The organism is Paenarthrobacter sp. NPDC089307 (assembly GCF_040685055.1).
Classification (GTDB): Bacteria; Actinomycetota; Actinomycetes; order Actinomycetales; family Micrococcaceae; genus Arthrobacter.
Window position 1 is genome coordinate 245,775 of record NZ_JBFBHE010000004.1, and the last position, 24,152, is coordinate 269,926.

General features: G+C 63.5%; 23 protein-coding genes and 1 pseudogene. 15 read left to right on the top strand and 9 right to left on the bottom strand.

The genetic code is table 11. The features are described 5' to 3' along the window. The first annotated feature begins 1 nt into the window (after nt 1). From AB0N72_RS11470 to AB0N72_RS11480, 3 genes are all read left to right on the top strand, one after another. On the top strand, nt 2-781 hold the full coding sequence (locus AB0N72_RS11470) for a PIG-L deacetylase family protein (protein ID WP_363930527.1): 780 nt from the start codon (nt 2-4) through the stop codon (nt 779-781). Between the two features lie 74 nt (nt 782-855). After that, nucleotides 856-1,401, top strand: coding sequence for a gluconokinase (locus AB0N72_RS11475; RefSeq protein WP_363930528.1), 546 nt, complete (start codon nt 856-858; stop codon nt 1,399-1,401). Continuing rightward, a complete protein-coding gene (locus AB0N72_RS11480) occupies nt 1,398-2,801 on the top strand; it encodes a gluconate:H+ symporter (RefSeq protein WP_363930529.1) in 1,404 nt (467 codons plus the stop codon). The genes AB0N72_RS11475 and AB0N72_RS11480 overlap by 4 nt, the downstream gene beginning before the upstream one ends. Before the next feature lie 81 nt (nt 2,802-2,882). Here the strand turns inward: AB0N72_RS11480 and AB0N72_RS11485 are convergent, their stop codons facing one another. The 4 genes from AB0N72_RS11485 to AB0N72_RS11500 form a co-directional block, all read right to left on the bottom strand. Continuing rightward, entirely contained in the window at nt 2,883-3,713 is an 831-nt protein-coding gene (locus AB0N72_RS11485) for an anti-sigma factor (protein WP_363930530.1), read from the bottom strand. A 1-nt stretch (nt 3,714) separates the two neighbouring features. Next, the gene (sigK, locus tag AB0N72_RS11490) at nt 3,715-4,431 is read right to left on the bottom strand and encodes an ECF RNA polymerase sigma factor SigK (RefSeq protein ID WP_363930531.1); all 717 of its coding nucleotides are present in this window, start codon (nt 4,429-4,431) and stop codon (nt 3,715-3,717) included. A 77-nt stretch (nt 4,432-4,508) separates the two neighbouring features. Further along, a complete protein-coding gene (locus AB0N72_RS11495) occupies nt 4,509-4,976 on the bottom strand; it encodes a tRNA (cytidine(34)-2'-O)-methyltransferase (protein ID WP_363930532.1) in 468 nt (155 codons plus the stop codon). A gap of 51 nt (nt 4,977-5,027) precedes the next feature. Next, nucleotides 5,028-5,969, bottom strand: a complete 942-nt coding sequence (locus AB0N72_RS11500) for a J domain-containing protein (RefSeq protein ID WP_363930533.1) — start codon at nt 5,967-5,969, stop codon at nt 5,028-5,030. A 164-nt stretch (nt 5,970-6,133) separates the two neighbouring features. Here AB0N72_RS11500 and AB0N72_RS11505 point away from each other — a divergent pair. Together AB0N72_RS11505 and AB0N72_RS11510 are read left to right on the top strand one after the other, a co-directional pair. Continuing rightward, a pseudogene (locus tag AB0N72_RS11505) lies at nt 6,134-7,020 on the top strand (diacylglycerol kinase family protein). Nucleotides 7,021-7,086: 66 nt separating this feature from the next. Next, nucleotides 7,087-7,761 carry a hypothetical protein gene (locus AB0N72_RS11510; RefSeq protein WP_363930534.1) on the top strand — a complete coding sequence of 225 codons (675 nt, stop codon included), beginning with the start codon at nt 7,087-7,089 and terminating at the stop codon, nt 7,759-7,761. Here AB0N72_RS11510 and AB0N72_RS11515 read toward each other — a convergent pair. Beyond that, nucleotides 7,758-8,201 (bottom strand): hypothetical protein, encoded by a 444-nt coding sequence (locus AB0N72_RS11515; protein WP_363930535.1) that lies wholly within the window; start codon nt 8,199-8,201, stop codon nt 7,758-7,760. The two genes, AB0N72_RS11510 and AB0N72_RS11515, sit on opposite strands and share 4 nt — an antisense overlap. Nucleotides 8,202-8,292: 91 nt before the next feature. On the opposite strand from AB0N72_RS11515, the gene AB0N72_RS11520 reads away from it, so the two are divergent. Next, a complete protein-coding gene (locus tag AB0N72_RS11520; protein ID WP_363930536.1) occupies nt 8,293-8,997 on the top strand; it encodes a helix-turn-helix domain-containing protein in 705 nt (234 codons plus the stop codon). A gap of 4 nt (nt 8,998-9,001) precedes the next feature. Continuing rightward, a complete protein-coding gene (locus AB0N72_RS11525) occupies nt 9,002-10,225 on the top strand; it encodes a cysteine desulfurase family protein (protein ID WP_363930537.1) in 1,224 nt (407 codons plus the stop codon). Nucleotides 10,226-10,244: 19 nt separating this feature from the next. On the opposite strand, the gene AB0N72_RS11530 is transcribed toward AB0N72_RS11525, so the two are convergent. Next, complete coding sequence (locus AB0N72_RS11530) at nt 10,245-11,480, bottom strand: FAD-dependent oxidoreductase (RefSeq protein WP_363930538.1); 1,236 nt, start codon at nt 11,478-11,480, stop codon at nt 10,245-10,247. A gap of 178 nt (nt 11,481-11,658) precedes the next feature. Here AB0N72_RS11530 and mnmA point away from each other — a divergent pair, with 178 nt between their 5' ends. Continuing rightward, the gene (gene mnmA / locus AB0N72_RS11535; RefSeq protein WP_363930759.1) at nt 11,659-12,780 is read left to right on the top strand and encodes a tRNA 2-thiouridine(34) synthase MnmA; all 1,122 of its coding nucleotides are present in this window, start codon (nt 11,659-11,661) and stop codon (nt 12,778-12,780) included. A gap of 93 nt (nt 12,781-12,873) precedes the next feature. After that, nucleotides 12,874-14,499 (top strand): hypothetical protein, encoded by a 1,626-nt coding sequence (locus AB0N72_RS11540; RefSeq protein WP_363930539.1) that lies wholly within the window; start codon nt 12,874-12,876, stop codon nt 14,497-14,499. Between the two features lie 17 nt (nt 14,500-14,516). Here AB0N72_RS11540 and AB0N72_RS11545 read toward each other — a convergent pair whose 3' ends face one another. After that, a complete protein-coding gene (locus tag AB0N72_RS11545; protein WP_363930540.1) occupies nt 14,517-15,344 on the bottom strand; it encodes a caspase family protein in 828 nt (275 codons plus the stop codon). A 248-nt stretch (nt 15,345-15,592) separates the two neighbouring features. On the opposite strand from AB0N72_RS11545, the gene AB0N72_RS11550 reads away from it, so the two are divergent. The 4 genes from AB0N72_RS11550 to AB0N72_RS11565 all read left to right on the top strand — a co-directional run bounded on the left by AB0N72_RS11550 (nt 15,593) and on the right by AB0N72_RS11565 (nt 21,171). Next, nucleotides 15,593-17,221 carry an ABC transporter substrate-binding protein gene (locus AB0N72_RS11550; protein WP_363930541.1) on the top strand — a complete coding sequence of 543 codons (1,629 nt, stop codon included), beginning with the start codon at nt 15,593-15,595 and terminating at the stop codon, nt 17,219-17,221. A gap of 127 nt (nt 17,222-17,348) precedes the next feature. Continuing rightward, a complete protein-coding gene (locus AB0N72_RS11555; protein WP_363930542.1) occupies nt 17,349-18,440 on the top strand; it encodes an ABC transporter permease in 1,092 nt (363 codons plus the stop codon). Nucleotides 18,441-18,442: 2 nt separating this feature from the next. Continuing rightward, nucleotides 18,443-19,468, top strand: coding sequence for an ABC transporter permease (locus AB0N72_RS11560; RefSeq protein WP_363930543.1), 1,026 nt, complete (start codon nt 18,443-18,445; stop codon nt 19,466-19,468). Beyond that, on the top strand, nt 19,465-21,171 hold the full coding sequence (locus AB0N72_RS11565; protein WP_363930544.1) for an ABC transporter ATP-binding protein: 1,707 nt from the start codon (nt 19,465-19,467) through the stop codon (nt 21,169-21,171). The genes AB0N72_RS11560 and AB0N72_RS11565 overlap by 4 nt, the downstream gene beginning before the upstream one ends. A 71-nt stretch (nt 21,172-21,242) precedes the next feature. Here the strand turns inward: AB0N72_RS11565 and AB0N72_RS11570 are convergent, their stop codons facing one another. Continuing rightward, complete coding sequence (locus AB0N72_RS11570; RefSeq protein WP_363930545.1) at nt 21,243-21,899, bottom strand: NAD(P)-binding domain-containing protein; 657 nt, start codon at nt 21,897-21,899, stop codon at nt 21,243-21,245. Nucleotides 21,900-21,991: 92 nt separating this feature from the next. Between AB0N72_RS11570 and AB0N72_RS11575 the strand changes: the two genes are divergently transcribed. After that, on the top strand, nt 21,992-22,381 hold the full coding sequence (locus AB0N72_RS11575; RefSeq protein ID WP_281451158.1) for a chorismate mutase: 390 nt from the start codon (nt 21,992-21,994) through the stop codon (nt 22,379-22,381). 3 nt (nt 22,382-22,384) lie between these two features. Next, entirely contained in the window at nt 22,385-23,419 is a 1,035-nt protein-coding gene (locus AB0N72_RS11580; RefSeq protein ID WP_363930546.1) for a hypothetical protein, read from the top strand. Between the two features lie 11 nt (nt 23,420-23,430). On the opposite strand, the gene AB0N72_RS11585 is transcribed toward AB0N72_RS11580, so the two are convergent. Further along, nucleotides 23,431-24,150 (bottom strand): DUF4166 domain-containing protein, encoded by a 720-nt coding sequence (locus tag AB0N72_RS11585; RefSeq protein ID WP_363930547.1) that lies wholly within the window; start codon nt 24,148-24,150, stop codon nt 23,431-23,433. Nucleotides 24,151-24,152 lie beyond the last annotated feature (2 nt).

Consider the following 24,152-nt stretch of genomic DNA (forward strand, 5'->3'; position numbering starts at 1 on the left):
CTTGCCTACTGACGCCAAGTCAGCGAAGAGCCCGTTCGATGCCTCCACGGAGCGCGTCGAGCGGGTGCTTTGTTTTACCGCCCATCCGGATGACATCGACTTTGGTGCCGCCGGGACCATCGCGGCGTGGACGGCCGCCGGCGTCCAGGTCAGCTACTGCATCATGACCGACGGCGACGCGGGCGGCTTTGACCCCGTGGACCGTGCCCGGATTATCGAGCTCCGTGCCGAGGAGCAGCAACGGGCTGCGGCGCTGGTCGGTGTAACGGACATCCATTACCTCCATGAGCGCGATGGTTACCTGGAACCGTCACACGGCGTCATCAAGCAGGTGGTGAAGCTCATCCGCGAAATCCGCCCGGACATCGTGTTGACCATGCACCCGGAACGCAACTGGGACCGTCTCCAGAAGAGCCACCCGGACCATCTTGCTGCGGGGGAGGCTGTGACCCGGGCCGTGTACCCTGCCGTGGAGAATCCGTTTGCCTATCCGGAGCTGGCCGAGGCCGGGCTTGAGGCATACAAGCTGCCATGGCTGTGGTTCATCTCCAGTCCTGAGGCCAGGGAGAACCATTTCGTGGATGTCTCGGCCCATGTTGAGGCCAAGCTTGACGCCATTCGGATCCATGCCAGCCAACACCCGGATGTTGAGGGTATGGAGCGGGTGGTCCGCGGCATGATGCTCGGCAACGGGGAGCGCTGCGGCCTTCCTTCCGGAGCCAGTGCCGAGGCCTTCCAAGTGGTGTCGGTGAACGGATCCAGCACTATCGCCGGCTTCTGACATTGCCCTGATGTAACGCGTGTCATATGCTTGATCTCGGTTAAATCATATTTATTCGAGGAAGGCAGACTTTGATGGCGAAGACTGCGCAACAACCCGTGCTGGTGATTATGGGAGTCTCCGGCTCTGGAAAGTCCACTGTGGCAGGCGTGCTGGCCGGAAGGCTGGGATGGGATCTGGCTGAAGGCGACGATCTGCACCCCGAAGCGAATGTAGCCAAAATGCACTCGGGACAAGCGCTCACTGACGAGGACCGCTGGCCGTGGCTTGGCATCATTTCAGGATGGATCCGGGAGCACATCGACGCAGGCGTGCCCGCGATCATCACCTGCTCGGCACTGAAGAAAAAGTACCGCGACGTACTTCGCGCCGAAGGCGTGGTCTTTGTGTTCCTGCAAGGGAGCAAGGACAAGATCTCCGACCGGCTGGCATCCAGGCACGGCCACTTCATGCCCCCGTCCTTGCTTGAGTCCCAGTTCGAGGCACTCGAGGAACCTACCGAGGACGAGAACTACATTTCGCTCTGCGTCTCCGCGTCGCCGGCAGAAGAAGCCGACGAAGTCATTGAACGCCTCGGGCTGCACCCGGTAACCGGGGACGCCGAAGCAGGCACCCGGTGATCGCCCTCCAAGCAGCAACGCAAGCCGGGGAATGGACCGGTCACGATACCCAGCTCCTGGTAGTTGCAGCGCTGGGCATCGCCCTGATTGTGGTGCTCATCGCCAAGCTGAAGCTTCACCCCTTCCTGGCACTGGTCCTCGGCTCGGCCTTTGTGGGACTGGCCTCGGGCGTGGAATTGGGCAAGGTCATTACCAACTTCGAGGACGGCGTGGGAGGTGTCCTCAAGGAAGTCGGGTTGTTGATTGCCCTCGGCGCCATGCTGGGCAAGCTCCTGGCGGACTCGGGCGGAGCGAACCGGGTAGTTGACACCTTGCTGGCGAAGGCCAGCGGCAACAAGCTGGTCTGGATGATCACCCTCGTAGCCGTCATCATCGGGCTGCCGATGTTCTTCGAAATCGGACTCGTCCTGCTGCTCCCGGTGATTGTGCTGGTGACGCAGAGATCCAAGATGAAGCTGATGCGGATCGCGATCCCGGCCCTGGCCGGCTTGTCGGTGCTTCACGGCCTGGTGCCCCCGCACCCGGGACCGTTGATCGCCATCAGCGCTGTGAAGGCCGAACTCGGGACGACCCTCGGACTGGGCATTCTGGTCGCCATCCCCACGGTCATCATTTGTGGCCCGCTGTTTTCCCGGCTGGCAGCACGTTGGGTTCCCGTCGACGCACCGGCCGTCGCCGGCGGCATCGACACCCAGCACACGGCCGATCTCAGCGAGGTCAAGCGCCAGCCCTCGTTCGTGGTCACGCTGCTGACCATCATCTTCCCCGTGGTCCTGATGCTGTTGAAGGCCCTGGGTGGAATTATCTGGCCGAATCCCGAGACGGCACCGGCCATCCGGATCTTCTTCGACTTCGTCGGCCAGCCGTTGGTCGCCATGACGCTGGCGGTACTGGTGGCAATCGTGACGTTCGGTTATGCCGTTGGCTTTACGGGCAGCCGGATCACGGCCAAGCTCGGTGAGAGCCTCGGGCCGATCGCCGCAATCCTTTTGATCGTGGGTGCGGGCGGTGGTTTCAAGCAGACCCTGATCGGTGCCGGCGTAGGTGACGCCGTAAAGAAGTGGGCCGAAGGCGCCAACATGTCAGTCCTGGTGCTCGGCTTCATCGTGGCCGTGGCGCTTCGCCTTGCCACTGGCTCGGCCACGGTGGCAACGGTGACTGCGGCAGGCATCGTGGCACCCCTTGCCAGTTCCCTGAGTCCAACCCATGCGGCCCTGCTGGCGTTGGCAATCGGTGCGGGCTCACTGTTCCTCTCCCACGTCAATGACGCCGGGTTCTGGTTGGTCAAGGAGCTGTTCGGACTGACGGTGGGCCAGACCTTCAAGACGTGGTCGGTGATGGAGACGCTGATTTCCGTGGTCGGATTTGGCTTCGTGATGCTTCTGTCGCTCGTGTTATAGCCGCGGCTATTCCTCGACAAACAACGACGGCGGCCGTCCCCATGGTGGGACGGCCGCCGTCGGGCGTTAATTCCTTGCGGTTCAGGCGCTCAGCGCCACCACCAGGACCGGTGCGCTGGTGGGAGCGCGCGATCCACCGGTGGGCTCTACCGTAATGGCTACCGAGGAAGCCGTGGACAGGCCCTTCACTACGGCGGGCTTGGAGAGTGTCTGGGCGTCCATGGTGCCTTGCGGTACCGGGGCGGAGCCGTCCTTGGGCAGCGTCCACAGCTGGTAGACCTTGCCCTCGGGAGCGGGTGCCACACCGTCCATCAGGACAACGAAGGAGTCCTTGGCCGAGGATGCGGAAATCGTGGCCGTACCGCCACCGGGCACCGGTGCTGACTGCTTCTGCACGTCCTGTGCCTGGAGGACCTGGTTGACGGGATCGTTCTGCGCAGAGACGTAGGCTCCCACGCCGATCCCGCCAAGGGCAATCACCGCAGCAGCTGCCACCCCAATGATCCAGCGGCGTGCGCCACCGGCCCGCTGCCGCTCATCGCGTTTTGTCCTTGCCATCGCGAGGTCGTCGACGGCGGGACTCACCGCCGGGGCGGCCGGTTCCGCAGCGGGCGCGGCCGCTGCCTCGCGGGTGATGCGTTCCATGACGTTGCCGAAAAGGCCCGCGGGGGGTTCATCCTCGGCGGTGAAGCTCACGGCCAGGGTTTCGCGCGCTTCACGGACCCGTTCAAGGAATTCGGGGCCTTCAGGGGCGTCCTTGACGTAGTCGTCGATCAGGGCGCGTTCGTCGTCGCTGATGGCGTCGAGGGCATAGATCTCCGCGAGTTCAAGGACCCGGCCTTCAGCCAGGTCTGTTGCGATGTCATTGGCAAACATTCTGCGGATAAAGCCTCCACCGGCATTTTCGGTCATGTCAGCCCACCCCCAGGCAGGTCTTCAGGCGCAGCAGTCCATCCCGGATGCGCGATTTGATGGTTGGGACCGCGGCGCCGAGATGTTCAGCGACCTCGCGGTAGGTCAAGCCACCGTAGTAGGCGAGACGAACGGATTCGCGTTGGGTGTCCGTCAGGGTGCCGAGGCAGCGGCTCACGGCTTCGGCCTCAAGATTGGTATCGGCTTCCTCGGCTACGAGGTCCCGGTCCAAGTCCTGGCTTGCGGCACCGTAGCGGGCTTCGCGGTCCGTGGCCGCCTGTACGGCGCGGACACGGTCGATGGCCCTGCGATGGGCGATCGTCATGAGCCAGGCGAGCGGTGTTCCTGCTGCACGGTCGAAATTCGCTGCGCCTTGCCACACCTGGAGGTAAACCTCCTGGGTGGCGTCCTCGCTGAGGTCGGGGTCTATGAGAACGCGCTTGGCCATGCCAAAAACGCGCCGCGAGGTCAGTGCATAGAACTCGGCGAACGCCTGCTGGTCTCCTGCTGCCACGAGCTCAAGCAAGCCGGTCAACTGCGTGTTGAGGTCAGTGGCAGTGCCGGCAACTTCAAAGACCGGGGGGCCGGGGTTGTTGGGGGTGTCCATTAGTGTCCAGCATATGTTGTCCCGTTTGAAACCGGCAGCACTGCGGGGTTGCGTTGCGGCCGCGGCGGCACGGCCGTGCGGTGCCAAGGCTTTGGTCTGCAACGCGCTCACGGAAGCTCCCTCGATGAATGTCCCTGACAGGGTTGTCCCTGCATAAGGTATTCGGTGCGGTGGCCTCAGCGGATGGGCTACACTTTGGCGCCGGCGAAACCGTTCTGCCGCCAGGCTTCGAAAACGGCGATCGAAGCGGCATTGGCGAGGTTCAGCGAACGCAGGGACGGCCGCATGGGGAGGCGGACGCGCGCAGTGACATGCGGATCCTGCTTGAGCCACCCGGGCAGGCCCACGGACTCCGGTCCGAACATCAGGACATCGCCCGGGCGGTAATCGATGTCCGTATAGGACGTCTCGCCATCGGAAGTGTAGGCAAAGACCCTTTCGGGCTGCAGGGCCTCCCAGGCAGCCTCGATGTCCTTGTGCACCGTGACCACCGCGAGGTCATGGTAATCAAGGCCGGCCCGGCGGAGCTTGGCATCGGAAAAGTCGAAGCCGAGGGGCTCCACCAAGTGAAGCTCGGCGCCCGTAATGGCGGCGAGGCGGATGGCGTTGCCCGTGTTGCCCGGGATTTCTGGAGTGTGGAAGAGGATGCGGAACACTGTCCCATCTTAGTCAGCCCGGTGCGGGCCGTCCGACGGGGACCGGGAACGCTAGTGCATTCCACGGAGCAGGCGGGCGAGCACCGGGACCACCACGGTGTTCGGTGCCGGTCCGGAACCGAGGAACTGCTTCAGCCCCCGGACAAGTCCGGCGCCATTGACGATCTCGATACCGTTTCCGCTTTGGCTCTTGCCGTAGTGGTCGATGACGGGTTCATGGAGGTTGCCGTCGGGTCCGTGGAGGACCACCCAACCGGTGACGTTCAACTCGGGGAAGATGTCCTGCATATGGCGGACAATGTGGGCCAGCTGCGGGGGAGCAACAGACCGCCCGCCATGCCTGAGTGATTGGCCGTCCCAGGCATAGGCGCCCTTGGGCAGCAACATGGAACCGACCAGGGCCAGCCTGTACCCCGACAGGACGGCGTGGTCGATGTGGTTGTTGTCCGACGGCGAGCGCAGGCCATTGATCAGCCGGGCGGCCGGTATGGCGGGAAGGACCTGCCGGCTGATCAGCTGCACTGTGCGCATTTCGCGTTGGATGCGGGCCTCGGCTCCGAAGATTCCCCGTTTGCGGGGGAGTCCGTGGACCTGTTGGGCCGCTTCGGCTGCCGAAATCAGTGGTACTTCATGGGGATCGTCAAAGGCTGGTACGTAGACGGGAGGGTCACCTGCTGTGTTGCGTGGTGCTTGGCCGCGCTTGACGTTCGTTGTCGCGGTAGGCCCTGGTGCTGCCGCGCCTGCGTAGTCGCCAGGCCGGGGCTGGCCGGGCCTGGCGGTTCCGCTGGCGTACCGGCGGTCGTACTCGGCCCTGCGCTGGGGGTCAATGAGTGTCTCGTACGCGAGTGTCACGCGTCGGAACATTTCCGCTTCTCCGCCATGATCGGGGTGGGCTTTCCGGGCAGCCTTGCGGTAGGCCACTTTGATCTCTTTGTCCGTCGCGGTGACGGCGACACGGAGTACCTGATAGTGCGAACTGCTGCCCTCGGCCAAGCACGGGCCCTTCTCTAGGATGATGGCCGCTCCGTAGGGGCGGTACTGGCAAGTTTATCCAGCACTTGTGTCAACGACGACACGGGGCCGGCTGGTTCCCTGCTGGCATAATTCGGGCTGTGACTCCTCCGGATTCTTCCCAGTCCACACTCCCGCAGGGGCAGATGGTGCTGGCCATCAACCGTGCAGCTTCGTTTGGCCGTTCCCGTGGTGTTGGGGACAATGCCGCAGCATATTTCCGCGCCGCCGGCTGGGTCGTCGTCGTACTTGAGGCTGAGGGGTATGCAGCCCTTGAAAGCTTGGTAAAGCGGACTCTTGCCTCGGAGACCCGGGTTGCAGCACTCGTGGTGGCCGGCGGTGATGGCATGGTCCATCTGGGCGTGAATGCGCTCGCCGGGTCCCAGGTGCCGCTCGGCATCATTCCCAGCGGCACGGGCAACGATGTGGCCCGGCTTCTGGCTTTGCCTCTGGATGACCCCGCACAAGCCTGCCGGCGGGTCCTTGACGCGCTGGGGTCCGGGGGGCGGAGGATCGACGTCGGCAGGGTCAGGGCAGGTGGACGGACCACGTATTTTGCCGGGGTGTTGTCGGCGGGGTTCGATGCCGCCGTGAACGAACGTGCCAACTCCTGGCGATGGCCGCGGGGGAAGAGCCGTTACAACCTGGCGATGCTGCGAGAGCTTGGCTCCTTCCGCCGGATCGACTATACGGTGGTAGCTGACGGGGTGCGTTGGAGCCAGCCTGCGCTGCTGATTTCCGTGGCCAACGGACAATCAATCGGTGGTGGCATGCGGATAACACCGGACGCACTGCCGGATGACGGGCTGCTTGACCTTTTCGTGGTGAAGCCTTATCGCGGCTGAAATTCCTGTCCATCTTCCCGAAGGTCTTTGCGGGCAAGCACACGGGCCAGCCCGAGGTGGACATCCGCCGGGTACGGAATGTGCGTTTGGAAGCGGAGGGCGTGGTGGCCTACGCAGACGGTGAACGGTTGGCGTCGTTGCCCGTGGACGTCGACGTCCTTCCATTGGCCCTGCGTGTCCTGGCGTGATGGACGGTTAGACTCGGACGCGGTAGGGCACAGGCATGCTGCAGGACTCTAGGGTGGGAGCAACAGGTGGCGGTTAATGGTCGACGGCGGCTGGCGGGGTCGGTTGCTTTGGGAACCGTCGGCTTCGTGTTGGCTGCCTGCAGCGTAAACGTTCCCGACCCCTCGGCGCCTAAGTCGTCGCCGTCGGAGTCCACTCTTGCCACCCCCACCATTACGCCCGGGCATGATGCCGAGGCCGTCGCCGCGAAAGACCTGCCGTTGGCCGCCGGTGGCACGCTGGCTCCGGGCGAGCCGGTGACTGTTGGGAGCAAGCTGGAAGAAGTGCCGGGCTGGACGGTGGTGCACTCCGGCCTGCAGGGCGAGGTCCTGTACAGGAAATCGGACGGCTGCACGCTTGCGGCCCGGGTCAGCGTCAATCAGGGACCCTTGGTTGTTGCCGGTGATGACGCTGCGTCCACCAAGGCACTCTTTCACTACCTGGATGCAGGAATCGACGTGGAGAACCTCAAGCCTGCCTCGTTGAGGTGGGGCCAGGACTCCGACAAACCGCAGCACAGCGTGGAGTTCCTGGCTTTGGAATCTTCCGCCGCTTCGGGGGCCAAACCGGTTGTGGTGTTGGCCAGGCTGTTCAGCGCTCCCGCGTCCTCGGTGTACATCTCCCTGGCTTGTCCGGATGACGCTGCCCAGGCGAAGGCCCGCGGCGAGGTCGAGGCGAAGCTGGCCGTTATTCCGCCGTCCTAGGAAACACCGCCTTTGGTGCGGGGAGCAGCCGTTTGATTTCCGCGGGACGTTGCCAGGCGGTTCAACGCGAGCGCGCCGACCAGCAGGCCGAAGTCCCGCAGGGCGACATCGAAGTATGAGCCCAGCACCAGAAGATTGACGATGATGCCCAGAAGCCAGGCAGCCACTATCAGGGATCCCCAACGTGGACGCATCGCCACCATGATGCCGGCGATGATCTCAACGACGCCCACTCCGTACATGAAGGTCTGGGCTGGAACGGGAACCACAGTGGTGGCCACGGGGGCCAGATAGTTGGTCCAGTCGGTGAGGATGTTGGTGAATTTGTCCACTCCAAAGGCCACCGGTGCAACCGTGAACACTGTCCTGAGGAGGAGGTATGCCTGCCCGGCGGGTTCCTGGAGCGTTGGGGCCTTTGACGTGGCTGATGCTGTGTACATGATGCTTCCCTTCTAAAAGTAGGTTCCTTAATTTTAGAACCCGAACGAGTACTAAAGCAATGGATCTTGTTTTTAGAGATATCCTGTGTAAATGAACACCTCCGGTCTTTCGTGGACGCGAAGAATCGCAGCCGTGGCTTCCCTTGGCGACGAACACCGACGCCGGCTCTTTGAGTACGTCCTTGGCGCCGCGTCTCCTGTGGGCCGTGACGAGGCGGCCGCTGCAATGGACCTGCCGCGCAGCACCGCATCCTTCCACCTGGACAGGTTGGTCCGCGAGGGAGTGCTGCGGGTGGAGTTCCGGAAACCCGCGAACAAAGCCGGCCCCGGTTCAGGGCGGCCCGCAAAGCTCTACAGTCCGGAGCTCCAGGAAGTGGCCGCCTCCATTCCCGAGCGGAACTACGACCTCGCCGGGCACCTCATGGCGGAGGCGATCTCCCGGTCCGCAGTGGCTGGGATCCCTGTCGACGAGGCCCTGGCTGATGTCGCCGGGGACAGGGGCCGGGACTCTGGAAAGCCCGGTGACTTGCCCGGTGCCCTTCGGGAATTGGGCTACGAGCCTTCCCCGGACGGCTCCGGGGGATATCGCCTGCTTAACTGCCCCTTCCATCGCTTGTCGCAAGAGCATCAAGATGTGGTGTGCACCATGAACGGCGCCTTCCTGCGGGGAGTGGCTTCGTCCTCGGGTTCGCCGGCCGAGGCCGTAGTGCCCGATTCGTCCGCCGGACACTGCTGCGCGCGGATCACGGACGTGGGGGATGGCACCGGGCGCCAGGCTCCGGGATCGGTAGAATGACAAGGTGCCTGTATACCTTGACCACGCCGCCACCACGCCGCTTTCGGCTGAAGCGTTAGCCGTCATGACGCGTGAGTTGGCGAGGACCGGAAACCCGTCCTCCCTTCACGGTGCCGGCCGCAGGGCGCGGCGGGCCGTTGAGGACGCCCGTGAAGCCCTCGCCGCCGCAGCCGGTGCCCATCCGTCGGAAGTCATCTTCACATCGGGCGGGACGGAAGCGGACAACCTGGCCGTCAAGGGCCTCTACTGGGCCCGCCGCGACGAAAACCCGCGCCGGACCCGGATACTTTGTTCCGCCGTCGAGCATCACGCTGTTATGGATACTGTCGAATGGCTTGAGCGCCATGAGGGAGCGGAAGTCACCTGGCTTCCGGTGGACAGCGAAGGCGCGGTCCAGCTGGACGTCGTCCAAAGCGAAATCGACCGGGACCCTGACTCGGTTGCCCTGGTTACGGTGATGTGGGCCAACAACGAGGTCGGCACCATCCAGCCAGTGGCGGAAATTGTGGAAATGGCCAAGCGGCACGGCATTCCTGTCCACTCCGATGCGGTCCAGGCTTTCGGGTCCGTGGCCGTCGACTTCCGCGGTTCCGGGCTTTCGGCCATGTCGGTTTCGGGACACAAGCTCGGTGGTCCCGTGGGTGTTGGAGCACTGTTCCTCGGCAGGTCGGTGAAACTCACTCCCGTCCAGCACGGCGGAGGCCAGGAGCGCGACGTGCGCTCGGGTACCTTGGATACTCCCGCCATCGCCGCCTTCGCCGCGGCAGCTCAGGCCGTTACGGCAAAGCTTCCGGAGGAACGGGAAAGGCTGGCACGGTTGCGCGATCACCTCATCGCTGGAGTTCTGGAGTCGGTTCCCGACGCCGTCCTCCGCGGCGCCCCTGGTGCCCGGCGGCTCCCCGGAAACGCGCACTTCACGTTCCCCGGATGTGAAGGCGATTCATTGCTGTTCCTGCTTGACCTGGCCGGCGTCGAGTCCTCAACTGGTTCGGCGTGCACGGCGGGCGTGCCGCGGCCCTCGCATGTCCTGCTGGCCATGGGGCTGGATGAGGATACTGCCCGCGGCGCACAGCGCTTTACCTTGGGGCACACCTCGACCGAAGCTGACGTTGATGCCCTTCTGAAGGCACTTCCGGATGCCTGCTCCAGGGCGCGGCAAGCCGGCATGGCGGGCCACGAGTCTTCCATCCAGACAGCTGCAACCGTGGCCCGGCGGGGCGTGGCCTAGGCCCTGAGTCAGGTGCCAGCTATCCGGGCAACAGTTCTTCCAAGGGAACGTCAGGGTCTGCGAGTCGTCGGGCATCCACTACGACCCGATGTGAAATCAGCGCCTTGATGGGTTTTTGGACACGCCGCTGGTTGACGCTCATACCGGCAACCACCTTGTCCTGTTGGAGCCAAAAGGCGATGAAACTTCCCTCCTCAAGTGAGCCGCGGATCAGCGGCGATGAACCTGAGGCCAAGGACGGGTAGCCCGAATACTCCATGCTGACGCTGAACTGGTCCGTGTAGAAGTACGGCACCACATCCAGCATCGCGTCCTGCCCCAGCATGGATTTTGCGGCCACTTTGCCACCATTGAGGGCGTTCGCCCAGTGTTCGCTTCGATGATGCTCCCCGGTGAAGGGATGAAGCGCGTTGGCGGCGTCTCCTGCGGCCAGGACGTCGGGGGCGCTGGTGTTCAGGCCGGCGTCCACCAAAATACCGTTCTGTATGGCCAAGCCCCCAGCCTCCGCCAGTGCAGTGTCCGGGACCACGCCCACGGCGATGATGACGACGTCGGCAGGCAGGCTTTCGCCCGAACCGGTACGGACCGCTGTGAGACGCCCGTCCCGGCCTTCGATGGCGGCAGCGGTGGCGGGGAGCCGGAAGCTGACACCTTGTTCTTCGTGCAGCTGGCGGAAGAAGCTCCCGAGTTCCGGTCCAATGGCCGTGCTCAAGGGAATGTCTTCCAGGCCTAGAAGGGTTACGTCGTTTCCATACGTCCGCGCTGCGGCGGCCAGTTCCATGCCGATCCATCCGGACCCGATCATGACCACGTTCCTGCCTCCGTCTGCGAGGAGGGCACGAAGGTTCAGGCTGTCTTCGAAGGTACGGAACGTCATCACGCCCTTGAGATCCGCTCCGGGGAAGGGGATTCTGCGAGGCTGCGCTCCCGTGGCGACCAACAGCTTGCTGTAGGAAAGGCGTCTGCCGTCGCCCAAGGCGACCACGTGGCCTCCGGGATCCAGGCCGGTGGCCGGAACGCCGAGGAGGAGTTCGACGTCGTTTTCCCGGTACCAGTCCTCCGGCACCACTTCCACGGACTCCTCCCCGGCCTTCCCCAGGAGGAAATCCTTGGAAAGGGGAGGCCTGATGTATGGTGTCCGCGCTTCGGATGCCAGCAGGGTGACCCTGCCCGCGTAGCCTTCGGTCCGCAGCGTCTTGGCGGCTGTTGCGCCTGCCAGCCCGCCCCCGGCAATAACTATTGCTTGGTTTGCCATGTCAGCTCGATTCTAAAACCAGTAAATTTGACTTTAGAAGCACGCGGTGGGTCAGTCAAGGGAATTTAGGGAAGGCGTGGTAACGGGCGCTAGAATGGACGGGCATCAACGGCTGTTCAGTGCCGTAGAGGTGGCCCATCCCTTGACCCAGAAAGCCAGCATGCGAGTACTTGCAGCAATGAGCGGCGGAGTGGACTCCGCCGTGGCAGCCGCCCGCGCCGTAGAGGCAGGGCACGACGTCGTGGGGGTCCACCTCGCGTTGTCGCGCATGCCCGGGACCCTTCGTACGGGAAGCCGCGGTTGCTGCACCATCGAGGACTCCCGTGACGCCTGGCGGGCCTGCGACGTCCTGGGAATTCCGTACTATGTGTGGGATTTCTCGGAGCGGTTCAAGGAAGATGTGGTCCAGGACTTCATCGATGAGTACGCCGCCGGCCGTACCCCCAACCCCTGCATGCGCTGCAACGAGCGCATCAAGTTTGCTGCCTTGCTGGAGAAGGCCATCGCCCTGGGCTTCGACGCCGTATGCACCGGGCATTACGCCAAGGTGATCGAGGACGCCGACGGCAACCGCGAACTGCACCGCGCCGCGGACTGGGCAAAGGACCAAAGCTACGTTCTTGGCGTCCTGACCCATGAGCAGCTCAAGCACTCGATGTTCCCCCTCGCTGACACCCCCTCCAAGGCCGAAGTCCGTGCTGAGGCTGAGCGGCGTGGCCTGTCCGTGGCCAACAAGCCGGACAGCCACGACATTTGCTTCATTTCCGACGGCGATACCCGGGGCTGGTTGGCTGAAAAGATCGAAATGACCACCGGGGACATCGTCGATGAAACAGGTGCCAAGGTAGGGGAACATCCCGGAGCCAATGCCTTTACCGTGGGGCAGCGCCGTGGCCTGAAGCTGGGGACCCCTGCCGCTGATGGCAAGCCCCGGTTCGTCCTTGAGATCCGCCCCAAGGAAAACAAGGTGGTTGTGGGCCCCGAAGCCCTCCTGGCAATCGACGAGATCCGTGGCATCAAGGTTTCCTGGGCCGGTCTGCCCATAGCCGAGGTCGCTACGGGAGCCGGCTTCGACTGCCACGCCCAGGTCCGCGCCCATGGCGAGCCTGTTCCCGCCGTGGCACGGGTTGAAGCCGTCGTGGACGAGTCCGGCGTCGAAAGGGCGGAGCTGGTGGTGACCCTGACCGACCCCCTGCGCGGCGTGGCACCCGGCCAGACAGTGGTCCTCTACCAAGGCAGCCGCGTGTTGGGGCAGGCAACCATCGACGCCGCCCGCTCACTTCAGCGGGTGGCCCTCTAGGAGCCATTGCCTCCGGATTGCGCCACCTCCATACTGGCCTAAGCAGCGCTTCCGCTGCGGTGTGTGGGGTCCGCATTCGGGACGGCGATGACTGTGGCATTTCCAAAGAAGGGCCCGGGAGACATCAAGGCCGGGCAGATGGTCTCCCTGACTGTCCTTGCCGAAGGCCCCATAGGTTCGGCAGGTGCTCCACCGCTGACGGCGCAGGTCCGCATCCCGGTTGAACGGTTGCGACGGGGCCCCACGGGTCACCGCTACGCCATCCATATCCGCAAGTGGCGGGGCACTACGGTGTCTCCGGTAAGCCTGACGCTGCCCGGTGATCCCTGGCAGTTGATCTCCGAACCGCCACCTGCCGGCCTGCGGGAACTCCTTGACGACACCCGCTTCCTGGCCCAGCACGTCTACGGCGTGGCAATGAGCACCCTGGAAATTTTCGAATCCACGCTTGGCCGGCGCATGCCGTGGAACCCCGAGGGGCGGGTTGTGCTCAAGGCCCGCGACCTTGTGACAGCTACCGACACCGGATATGAGCGCGGGACCAACATCATCCGCTTCGGATCAGTGGACAGGATGGGTTATAAAGTTCCCACTGCCCTCTACCGGGATATCGTGGCGCACGAGGTGACTCACGCGATCCTGGACGGGTTCAGGCCGGCCTGGGCCGACCAGATGGCGACCATGGAGCAATTAGCCATGCACGAGGCGTTGGCGGATATAGTCGCCATCCTTTCAGTGTTCTCCTCCAAGGAAGTCGTTTACCGGCAGCTCGAGGCGGCTGCCGCAGGCTTCGAAGCGGGGCAGACAGTTGATGACCCCGTCCTGATGCGTTCACTCTTCGACTTTGCCCGTGACCTCTTTGCCCGTGGGCCGCTGCGCGAGCCGTTTGTCGGTGCCGTAACGGAAGGTTGGCAACAGCTCCCTGAGCCACATGCCCGCGGCGCCGTGGTGGTGGGTGCAGTGCTCCGCGCCGTCCAACGTTTATGGTCCGAAAGGAACGCCCGTTACGGGGAGTTCCACAGCCTGCAGCAGAAGGCGGAATCGGGCTCGATCGTGGCGATCAGGATCCTCCGCATGGTGATCCGTGGCCTGTCCTACATGCCGCCCGTGGACGTCTCCTGGCGCGACCTTCTCCGCGGCATCATTGCCGCGGACCTGGACATGGTTCCCGACGACATCTACGGATACCGGGAAGCACTGCAGGCCGAGTTCTCGGCAATCGGCATACGGCGGGTGTCCTTGAACAACATCAGCGGGGTGGAAAACTACCAGGGGCTCCGCTACCCGGTCCGCCTGTCGGCCCTGGGTTCGGATCCCCAGGAAGTACAGCGTTTCGTCTGGGAGAACCCGCGGCTCCTGGAAGCAGCCCGTCTGGAGCGGCGGACGCCCCTGAGCTCCACAAGGGTCCGTACCTCCGAGCGTGTATCACCGGACGGATTCATCATCTCCGAGATCGGTGCCTCGTTCATCCAGACGGTGCGGATGAGCCGAAAGGAAGCTTTTGTTCGCCTGGGAGTGAAAACCCGGCGCGACTACGTCGATGTCCGCGGGGGAGGGTTGTTGAGGTTCGACGCCGGTGGCCGCCTGGTGTACGCGGCGCTTAAGCCGGTGATGGACAGGGACCGCCAAAGCCAGTTGTTCGGCTCGGACCAGCAACATGAAGTGGAGGAGGCGGCGACGTCCGGAGTGCGTAACAAGTTCCACGGCACGGGAGATTAGGGCCGGGGCAGGGCGGCTCAGGCCCCCCAGGCAGCCTTGCGGGCTGTCCTCGAAGCTTCCAGCTGCGCTACTTGGTCAAATCCGCCGGCCTTCAGCCCCTTGCTGACCTGTTTGAGGAGGTCGCCACGTCCCAAGGTTCCGTCACTGCGAAGGCACTTGACCAGGTTGTAGGTAAAAGCGCCGTTGTACCGGCCGTCCATCAGGGCATCAGCGGCAGTTTGGTCGGATCTGCAGGCGGCCATGAGGACCGGCGTCGATAACTTTGCCGACTTCACCATGTCCCGCAACGTGCGGGTTTCCAAGTCCTTGTTCGCCATCACGGCTCGCGGCGTTGGTGCAGGCAGGAAGCGGGGACGCCGCCCGGGAATCAAGTCCAAGGACTTCAGGCCGGTCCCGCTGTGGCAGGTATCAAGCAGCACATCCATCAGGACGCCGTCGGGAAGGCGGGCGAACACTGCCGCCAGTTCGTCGTCGGAAATGACCGTGTCAGGGTCCCAGGAATCGCCGGAATTGTTGATGTCGTAGCAGGCGAAGGCTTCGTCCAGGCTGTCGTCTTCGTCTCCGCTGGTGTCGGGGATCTGCGTGCCGTGGCTCGAGAATGTGAAGACGAGCTGCTGGACCGTACCCGCCGCGGCCGCGTCCACCAGCTTGTTGATCCCGCCCAGGACCGCCTTCTTGGTGGCCTTGGCATCGGTCAACAGGGTGATCCCGGAAGCCGGGAAACCGTAGCTGTCCGCGAGCAGTGCTGCCAGGTCCTCGGCGTCATTGACGCAGCCGTGAAGCCAGCTGGACTGTGGAAGGTACTTGAATTTGTTGATCCCCACACACAGGGCTGCCTTGTCCATGAGCCTGACTTTCGACGTGTGATACAGCGGTTGAGCGCCCGGGATAAACCATATTCCCGTCCCACCCTTCCGGCAATGCTTCTGCGGGCCCTTGGCAGAAGCTACTGGAAAGTAAATTTTGTGTCTCAAATCACCAAAACGGGGGTTCGAGGGCTTCGAAGTCTGATTGAATCGAGGCACTAAGAGTGTGCTCCGTCACAAATATCCCACGGCGGAGCATCGAATCCATCGAACAGAAGGTTCACCAGATGGCACTGAACAAGAAGGCCCTGCACGGCGTTATCGCGCTGGCGGGCATCTCCGCATTCGCCTTAACGGCATGCACGGGCCCCTCCGGCGGCGGCTCCTCGTCTGCTCCGGCCGCCGCAGGCCCCGTCGCCTACGGCACAACAGACAAGGTCACATCACTGGACCCCGCAGGATCCTATGACAACGGTTCATTCATGGTGATGAACCAGATCTATTCCTTCCTCCTCAATTCCAAGCCTGGCAGCGCCGAACCCGTACCGGACCTTGCCGAGTCGTCGTCCTTTACGGCCCCTTCCGAATACACGGTCAAGCTCAAGTCCGGCCTCAAGTGGGCCAACGGCCACACCTTGGATTCAAAGGACGTCAAGTTCTCCTTTGACCGCCAGGTGGCCATCAACGATCCCGCCGGACCGGCATCGCTGCTGACCAACATCGAGAGCGTCAGCGCCCCTGATGCCACCACCGTGGTGTTCAAGCTGAAGAACGCCAATGATCAGACCTTCAGCCAGATCCTGAGCAGCCCTGCCGCCCCGATCGTCGATGACGAGGTCTTCCCGGCAGACAAGATCCTGCCAGATGACGAGATCATCAAAGCAAACGCGTTCTACGGCCAATACACCATCGACAGCTACAAGAAGAACGAGCTCGTCAGCTTCAAGGCTTTCGCTGATTACAAGGGCGTCCTTGGGAAGCCTGCCAATGATGCAGCCACCATCAAGTACTACGCCAGCCCCACCAACCTGAAGCTGGAAATCCAGCAGGGCGCCATTGACGTCGCCTTCCGTAGCCTGAGCGCTACGGACATCGACGATCTCCGCAAGGATTCGAAGGTCAAGGTACTGACAGGTCCAGGTGGCGAAATCCGCTACATCACCTTCAACTTCGACACCATGCCGTTCGGAACCAAGGCAGCGGGCGCAGACCCGGCCAAAGCCCTGGCAGTCCGCCAGGCAGTGGCCAACCTCGTGGACCGCCAGGCCATCGCCGACCAGGTTTACAAGGGCACCTACCTGCCGCTCTACTCCAACGTTCCCAACGGATTCCTCGGCGCCAACGAGTCGTTCAAGGACGCTTACGGCGACGCCGGCAAGCCGAGCCTGGATAAGGCCAAGAAAGCCCTCACGGATGCGGGGATCACTGACAAGGTGGCCCTGAACCTGCAGTACAACCCGGACCACTACGGCGGATCATCCGGTGACGAGTACGCCATGATCAAAGAGCAGCTGGAAAAGTCCGGCCTCTTCACGGTGAATCTCCAGTCCACCGAATGGGTCACCTACAGCAAGGCCAGCCGTGCCGATGAATACCCGCTGTTCCAGTTCGGGTGGTTCCCCGACTTCAGTGATGCCGACAACTACCTCACTCCGTTCTTCCCCGAGGGCGGCTTCCTCAAGAACCACTACAACAACCCCACCGTGAACGACCTGATCGGCAAGCAGCTCACCGAGGCGGACAAGACCAAGCGCGAAGCGGACATCAAGGATGTCCAGAACGCGTTGGCCAAGGACATCTCCACGCTGCCCCTGCTCCAGGGCGCCCAGGTGGCCGTGGTCGGAAGTGGCGTGAACGGCGTCGACAAGACGCTGGATCCTTCCTTCAAGTTCCGTCTCGGAACAGTGTCCAAGTAACAGCGGAGTCTGTGATGGGGGAGGCGGGACACTGATCCAGTGTCCCGCCTCCCTTGCTGACCACCATCGTGGCCGGCACGTATCAGCCAATCCCGCGCAATCCACGGGCAGGAAATACAGGTAACAAATGACAACAGTTATAGAGGTACCCGAGGCGGAGCCCGGGCTGGTTGCTCCCAAGAGCAAGTCCAAAGGCGGGGGAGGACTTGGCAGGTACATCGTGATCCGGTTCTTCCTGATCATCCCCACCGTCTTTATTCTGGTAACACTCGTTTTCTTCCTGATGAGGGTCATCGGTGATCCCATCACGGCAGCCCAAGGCGGCCGGCTTCCGCCGGACGTCCTGGCCCAGAGGATCCACGACGCCGGTTACGACCGGCCGGTAGTGGTGCAGTATTTCGAATACCTTGGCCAGTTGATCACCGGCAACTTCGGCACCACCATCACAGACCGGCGACCGGTAGTGGAGGTGCTCACCACCTTCGGCGCGGCCACGCTGGAGCTTTCCATCAACGCACTGATCGTCGCCTTGGCCGTCGGTATCCCCTTGGGGCTTATCGCCGCCCAGCGCCGCGACAAGACGGCCGATGCCTTCCTGAGGTTCTTCGCGATCCTCTGCTACGCAACGCCGGTGTTCTTCTCGGGCCTGCTGCTGAAGCTGACCTTCTCCGTGTGGCTCGGATGGTTCCCTGTTGCGGGACGCGCCTCAACGCGGACTGAACTGACCATGAGCAGTCTCGCGGCGCCGTCGGGAATCTACTGGCTGGACGCCATCCGCAGCGGCAACTTCACCGCCCTCGGCGACGTCGTATCCCACGCGGTCCTCCCGGCCATCGCCCTTGGCTTGCTCACCGCCGGAGTCTTCCTGCGGCTTGTCCGCACGAATGTCATCGGGACCCTGGGCAAGGACTACATCGAGGCAGGGCGCTCAAGGGGCGTCAGCGAGTTCCGCCTCGTGACCAAACACGCCTACAAGCCGGCACTCATCCCCATCATCACTGTCATGGGCCTGCAAATCGCGCTCATGCTCGGAGGCGCGATCCTGACGGAGACCACCTTTGAATGGAAGGGGCTTGGCTACCAACTGGTCCAATACCTCAATGCCCGCGACTTCGTCGCGGTACAGGGCATCGTCGTCCTGCTGGCCATCATCGTGGCCGTCACCAACTTCATCGTGGACATCATCGCCGCGCTCATCGACCCCCGAGTGAGGTACTGACCATGAGCACCCCAACACTCACCCCGCCCAGGCAGCCGCTGTTCTCCAGGCTCCCGGTGATCTCCCACCTGAAGAAGAGCGTTGGCCTCCAACGCGGCATGCTCATTGTGGGCGTCGTCTTCAGCGGCCTGTTCGTGCTCACGAGCATCTTCGCGCCGTTGCTGGCACCCTACGGGTACTCCCAGCTCAGCGACGCCTCGGGTTCCTTCCCCACCCAGCAAGCTCCGGGCGGCAAGCACTTGCTCGGAACCACCGTTGGCGGCTACGACGTCTTGTCGCGGGTTGTCTGGGGATCCCAGACAGCGGTGACAGTCATTATCGTTTCTGTGGCCATGTCCCTTTTCCTCGGGGTGGCGCTTGGCCTCCTGAGCGGGTACTTCGGTGGCTGGCTGGACCGGATCCTGGTAGTGGTGGCGGACGCCATCTACGCCTTCCCCACTTTGCTCCTGGCGATCGTCATTTCCATTGTCATCAGCCGTGGCCAGTCCAGTTTCTGGGGAGGCATCTTCTCCTGCGCGTTCTCCATCACTGTGGTCTTCGTGCCGCAGTACTTCCGGGTCATCCGGGCCGAGACCATCAGGCTCAAGGCCGAGCCGTTCGTTGAATCCGCCAAGGTGCTGGGCGCCTCCAGCATGCGCATCATCAGCCGCCACATTTTCAAGAACGCCACCCGTACTTTGCCCCTCATGTTCACCCTCAACGCCTCCGAAGCGATCCTCACGTTGGCCGGCCTTGGCTTCCTTGGCTTCGGCATCGAGCCAACATCCGCCGCGGAATGGGGATTCGACCTCAACAAGGCGCTGGCAGACACCTCCTCCGGTATCTGGTGGACCGGAGTCTTCCCGGGCATCGCGATCGTGCTCACCGTCCTTGGCCTCACGCTGGTTGGCGAGAGCATCAACGACCTCAACGACCCCCGGATCCGTGGACGCAAACGCGCCGGCGGAGCCGCAGGAAGTCCGGCAAGCACAGCAACTACGCCAACACCAGGAACGCCGTCCGCACCGGCAGAGGCAGGTAAGCCATGACCATCAACCTTGGACATGTTTCGGACCAGGCACCCACAGGGCAGCCGGTCCTGACCATCGACCGTCTCCAGGTCACCTTCGCCACCGACGGCGGGGACGTCCACGCCGTCAAGAACGTCAGCCTGGAGGTAAGACCCGGCGAAGTCGTCGCAATCGTGGGGGAGTCCGGTTCCGGCAAGACGGTCACTGCAAAGACCATCCTCGGCCTGCTCCCGGAAACAGCCATCAGCTCAGGCGCCGTGGTGATCAACGGAAACAACGTAATCAGCGTCAGCAAATCAACTCTGCGCAAGATCCGTGGCCGTGACGTGGCCATGGTGTTCCAGGAGCCCTCCACCGCTTTGAACCCGGTCTTCACTGTGGGCTGGCAGATCGCCGAAGGCATCCGTGCGCACGCCAGCGATGGTCGGCGCATCTCGGCCAAGGAAGCAAAACAGAGGGCCACCGAAGCCCTTCGCAAAGTGGGCATCCCGGACCCCGAGACGCGGGTCAACTACTACCCGCACCAGTTCTCCGGCGGGCAGAAGCAACGCGTGGTCATCGCTGCGGCGCTCGCCTTGGACCCGGGCCTGATCGTGGCGGACGAGCCCACCACAGCCCTGGACGTCACGGTCCAGGCGGAGATCCTTCAGCTGCTGCGGGAGCTAAGGGACAACTATGGGACCTCGATCGTGCTCATCACGCACAACATGGGTGTGGTGGCCGACCTCGCTGACCGAGTGGTGGTCATGTACCAAGGCGACGTAGTGGAGGAAGCTCCCTCCAAGGTCCTCTTCGCCGAGCCACGGCAGGAGTACACCCGGAAGCTCTTGGCCGCGGTGCCCCACCTGGGCCGCCACTCGGCCTCCGAAGGTGCCCGTGGCAGGCTCCACCAGGATGGCAAGGTCCTGGTGGAGGCGAAGAACCTGACCATCGAATACCCTGGCCGGTTCGGCAGGCATGGGTTCAAAGCCGTGGACAATGTCAGTTTCACCGTCTCGGAAAACGAGGTCTTCGGCCTGGTGGGCGAGTCCGGCTCCGGCAAGTCCACCATCGGGCGGGCCATTGCCGGATTGAACCGGACGACCGGCGGAAGCCTTAAGGTCCTGGGCTACGAAATGCTGGACTTCAAGGAGCGTTCCTTCCGTCCGCTGCGCAAGGAGATCGGCTTCGTTTTCCAGGATCCGGCAGCGTCCTTCAATCCGCACCTCACCATCGGTGAGTGCGTCGCCGAGCCGCTGATGATCCACACCAAGCCGGGCGCGGCTGAGGCCCGCAAAAAGGTTGGTGAGTTGCTCGAGTCGGTCCAGCTGCCGGCGTCGTACGCGCAGCGGTACCCGCACGAGCTCTCCGGTGGACAGCGCCAGCGCGCCTCCCTGGCGCGCTCCCTTGCGCTGAACCCGCGGCTGCTCATCGCCGACGAACCAACATCTGCCCTGGATGTATCGGTCCAGGCGAAGGTCCTTGACCTGTTCAAGGACATCCAGGAGCAGTTCGGTTTCGCGGCCTTGTTCATCAGCCACGACCTCGCGGTGGTGGACATGTTGTCCCACTGGGTTGGCGTCCTTTACAAGGGCCAGCTGGTGGAGCAGGGGATCGGCAACCACGTGATGGGCTCGCCGCAGCACGAATACACTAAGCGGCTGATCGCCTCCTTGCCGGTGCCGGACCCCGAGGAACAGGCTCGACGGCGGGAAGCGCACCGGGCGCTGCTGGGCGGCTGACTTCCGCCGCCGAAGCTGCAGAAAGGCACGTCCCCATCTTGGGGGCGTGCCTTTCCGCCGTGATCGCGCCGCTATTCGGAGACGATGGCGATGTTGAACATCTTTCCCTGCGGTTGCTGCATGAAAATCCGCAACCACAGTGGCAACCACATCTCCATGCCCCTGGCCGCGTCCAGCCCACCAAGATCCCTGATATGCCCGGGTTCCCAACCAAACTCCTGCAGCAATGCCGAAACGGCGGACTTGGCACCGGCGTCATTACCCGCCATGAAGATGTCATGCGCGCCGGGAAGGCGTCCCGGATCGACCATCACCGGTGCACTGACCGTGTTCAGCGACTTCACCACCTGGACCTTCGGGTAGCTCCGTTGGATGGTTTCGGCGATGCTGTCCGTGTTGCAGACCGTCAGCGACGGTGGGAAGCCCTTTGAGCCATCCAGCGGGTTCGATACATCCAAAAGGATCTTGCCGTTGAGGTTGTCCGCTCCGGCCTCTGCGAGGACGGCAAGGCTGACCGTTCCCGGCGTGGCATTGATGACCAGGCTGGACCGTGAGCACGCTTCGGCGAACGAGCCCGCATGCCCGAGGGGACCGGCCTGTTCTGCCCATTGCATGCCTTTGGGGTTGCCTGACTCGCGGGACCCCATGGTCACCTCATGGCCCAGTGCCACCAACTTGCCGGCCAATGCATGGCCCACCATCCCCGTGCCCAGAACAGCGATTTCCATGAAAGCTCCTTTGCCGAAACTGCAGTGATGGTGCCATTGTGCTCCGCTTCATGCGAGGAAAACACTGCGCGCCACACCATAGACTGGGAGGCATGACCGAGCAGAACAATGCCCTTCCCCATGATGCAGATTCCTTCAACCCGGCCGCGAGCTCCCTGGCCGGCCACGTTGACCGCACCGTGATGGATGAGCTGCTGTCCATCCGGTCCAGCATCGACAACATCGACGCGACCCTGGTGTTCCTGCTCGCAGAGCGGTTCAAGGCGACCCAGAAAGTGGGCGTGCTCAAGGCAACCCACAAGCTGCCGGCGGGGGACCCTGGCCGTGAAGCTGCCCAAATTGCCCGCCTTCGCCGCCTTGCCGAGGACGCCCACCTGGACCCTGCCTTTGCCGAGAAATTCCTGAATTTCATCATCAGCGAAGTGATCCGCCACCACGAGGCAATTGCCGAGGATCACCAGATTTCCAGCCAGCAGGCCTGATCCATGTCGTTGGTGAGTGACCTTCGCGCCAGCGCGACCGCTTTGGGGCCGTGGCCGGGAAACGATCCCGCCGAGGCCATACGGACCATCCGCGGCGAGCTTGGTGACCCCCATCTTCCGTTCCTGCCCGAACTGCCGGCCCGCGGTGTGGGTTCGGACGCCACCGGCCGCACGGGATCCCTGCTGATGGATCTGGATATCGACGTGCAGCCGTACGGCTGGCGTTTGGTGGACCGGCCAGGCAAGGATGCCCGCCGTGCCCGGTCGGCACTGGCAACGGACATCAATGTCCTGGCCGATGTGGCTGGGGCCGAGGAGGTGTCAGCTAGAGAGCTCAAGGTTCAGTTGCTCGGACCCTTGAGCCTGGCGGCAGGCCTCCACCTCCACAACGGCGAACGAGCGCTGCTTGATTACGGCGCCAGGCGGGACATTGCCCAGTCACTGGCGGCCGGCGTGGCTGAACATCTCCTCAAGGTCTCAGCGGCCGTTCCGGGTGCCCGGATAGTTGTCCAGGTGGACGAGCCGGATATTGCTTCAGTCATGGCGGGAACCATCCCGACGGCGAGTGGTTACCGAACGCTGCGATCCATCCACGGCGAGGAAGTGACAGGAGCCTGGCGGTTGGTGATCGAAGCACTCACGGCCGCGGGCGCCGTCGAGACCGTCATCTCCGTACCGGAAATCGAGGCACCCATCGACCGCGTCCTCGCCGCTGGTGCCGACGGCGTGGCGGTACCGCTTAAAGCCCTGACCACCCGTCAATGGGAGCAGCTTGCCGGGGCCGTGGAAAGCGGGAAGCGCGTCTGGGCGGGTGCTTTGCCCACCGACGATCCCCGGGCGCAGCTGCCCAGGACCGCTGAGGTTGTGGAGAGTATCTGGAAGCCCTGGCGCCAGCTTGGCCTGCCGGCTTCCGGCCTGGCGGGGCTGCGGGTGACGCCCTCCACGGGACTCGGGGACTTTACGCCGTCGGCGGCGAAGGATGTGCTCGCGAAGTTGACGCAAATTGCCGATGGGTTGGACCAGCTGGCACAGGGCTAGCAGGCCGGGGGCTAGATGCGCTTTTCCCAACGGTCGGGTTCGGCGTAGCGCGGAAGTGCATTGCCCTGTACGGCTCCCGGCAGGTAAGGCGCCAGCCGGTAGTCGAAGCGTCCGGCGTAGACCAGCATCAGGCCGATCTGCGGCTGGATCACTTTGACCTGGATGCGGTGCTTGCCTTCGGCCGGGTCCCACCATTGTTCTGCGTAGGCCCTGGCATCCAAGGCCCGCGGAAGGGGAATGCGCAAGGGCCCCAGGAACAACCGGCTCGCCTTCGATACACCGCGAAGGCGGCCTTCGGCGCTAACCGTGACATCCAGGTCCGTGACCAGCCGGCGATAGCGCCCGACATGGTCCACCAAGCGTGCCCGTTCGCCGTTTTCGCGTCCCGACGGCAGGATGGCGCTTGTGGTGTCGTGGAACAGCCTGGTGCCGCGTGGGAAGTAGATCTCCCGCCGGGCCGTCAGGGCCGGGCGGCCGAACGGATCAACATGGGCGTGGTTTTCTATGCGGAACGGAATGGACTCACCGTACTCCGGGAAGAACGCTTCCTCGCTCCCCGTCAGGGCGAGAAAGGGCCGAAGCCATTTCTGGCGGCACCCCACAACGTCGAATACGCCTTCCCCGATCCCGTAGGATCCAGAGCCGGCGGTCAGGGAAAAGTAGTCCTGCAGTTCCGGAGCCAACCTTGTGAAGTCCTCGCCGAGGGCGAGCTGGTAAATTGGCGCGTTCATGG

Coding starts and splice junctions, on each gene's coding strand:
- AB0N72_RS11545 (WP_363930540.1), bottom strand. CDS start 15,344: ATGGACAAGGCAGCCCTGTGTGTGGGGATCAACAAATTCAAGTACCTT.
- AB0N72_RS11520 (WP_363930536.1), top strand. CDS start 8,293: ATGAACACCTCCGGTCTTTCGTGGACGCGAAGAATCGCAGCCGTGGCT.
- AB0N72_RS11580 (WP_363930546.1), top strand. CDS start 22,385: ATGTCGTTGGTGAGTGACCTTCGCGCCAGCGCGACCGCTTTGGGGCCG.
- AB0N72_RS11560 (WP_363930543.1), top strand. CDS start 18,443: ATGAGCACCCCAACACTCACCCCGCCCAGGCAGCCGCTGTTCTCCAGG.
- AB0N72_RS11575 (WP_281451158.1), top strand. CDS start 21,992: ATGACCGAGCAGAACAATGCCCTTCCCCATGATGCAGATTCCTTCAAC.
- AB0N72_RS11555 (WP_363930542.1), top strand. CDS start 17,349: ATGACAACAGTTATAGAGGTACCCGAGGCGGAGCCCGGGCTGGTTGCT.
- AB0N72_RS11530 (WP_363930538.1), bottom strand. CDS start 11,480: ATGGCAAACCAAGCAATAGTTATTGCCGGGGGCGGGCTGGCAGGCGCA.
- AB0N72_RS11550 (WP_363930541.1), top strand. CDS start 15,593: ATGGCACTGAACAAGAAGGCCCTGCACGGCGTTATCGCGCTGGCGGGC.
- AB0N72_RS11585 (WP_363930547.1), bottom strand. CDS start 24,150: ATGAACGCGCCAATTTACCAGCTCGCCCTCGGCGAGGACTTCACAAGG.
- AB0N72_RS11515 (WP_363930535.1), bottom strand. CDS start 8,201: ATGTACACAGCATCAGCCACGTCAAAGGCCCCAACGCTCCAGGAACCC.
- AB0N72_RS11565 (WP_363930544.1), top strand. CDS start 19,465: ATGACCATCAACCTTGGACATGTTTCGGACCAGGCACCCACAGGGCAG.
- AB0N72_RS11570 (WP_363930545.1), bottom strand. CDS start 21,899: ATGGAAATCGCTGTTCTGGGCACGGGGATGGTGGGCCATGCATTGGCC.
- AB0N72_RS11485 (WP_363930530.1), bottom strand. CDS start 3,713: ATGACCGAAAATGCCGGTGGAGGCTTTATCCGCAGAATGTTTGCCAAT.
- mnmA (WP_363930759.1), top strand. CDS start 11,659: ATGAGCGGCGGAGTGGACTCCGCCGTGGCAGCCGCCCGCGCCGTAGAG.
- AB0N72_RS11475 (WP_363930528.1), top strand. CDS start 856: ATGGCGAAGACTGCGCAACAACCCGTGCTGGTGATTATGGGAGTCTCC.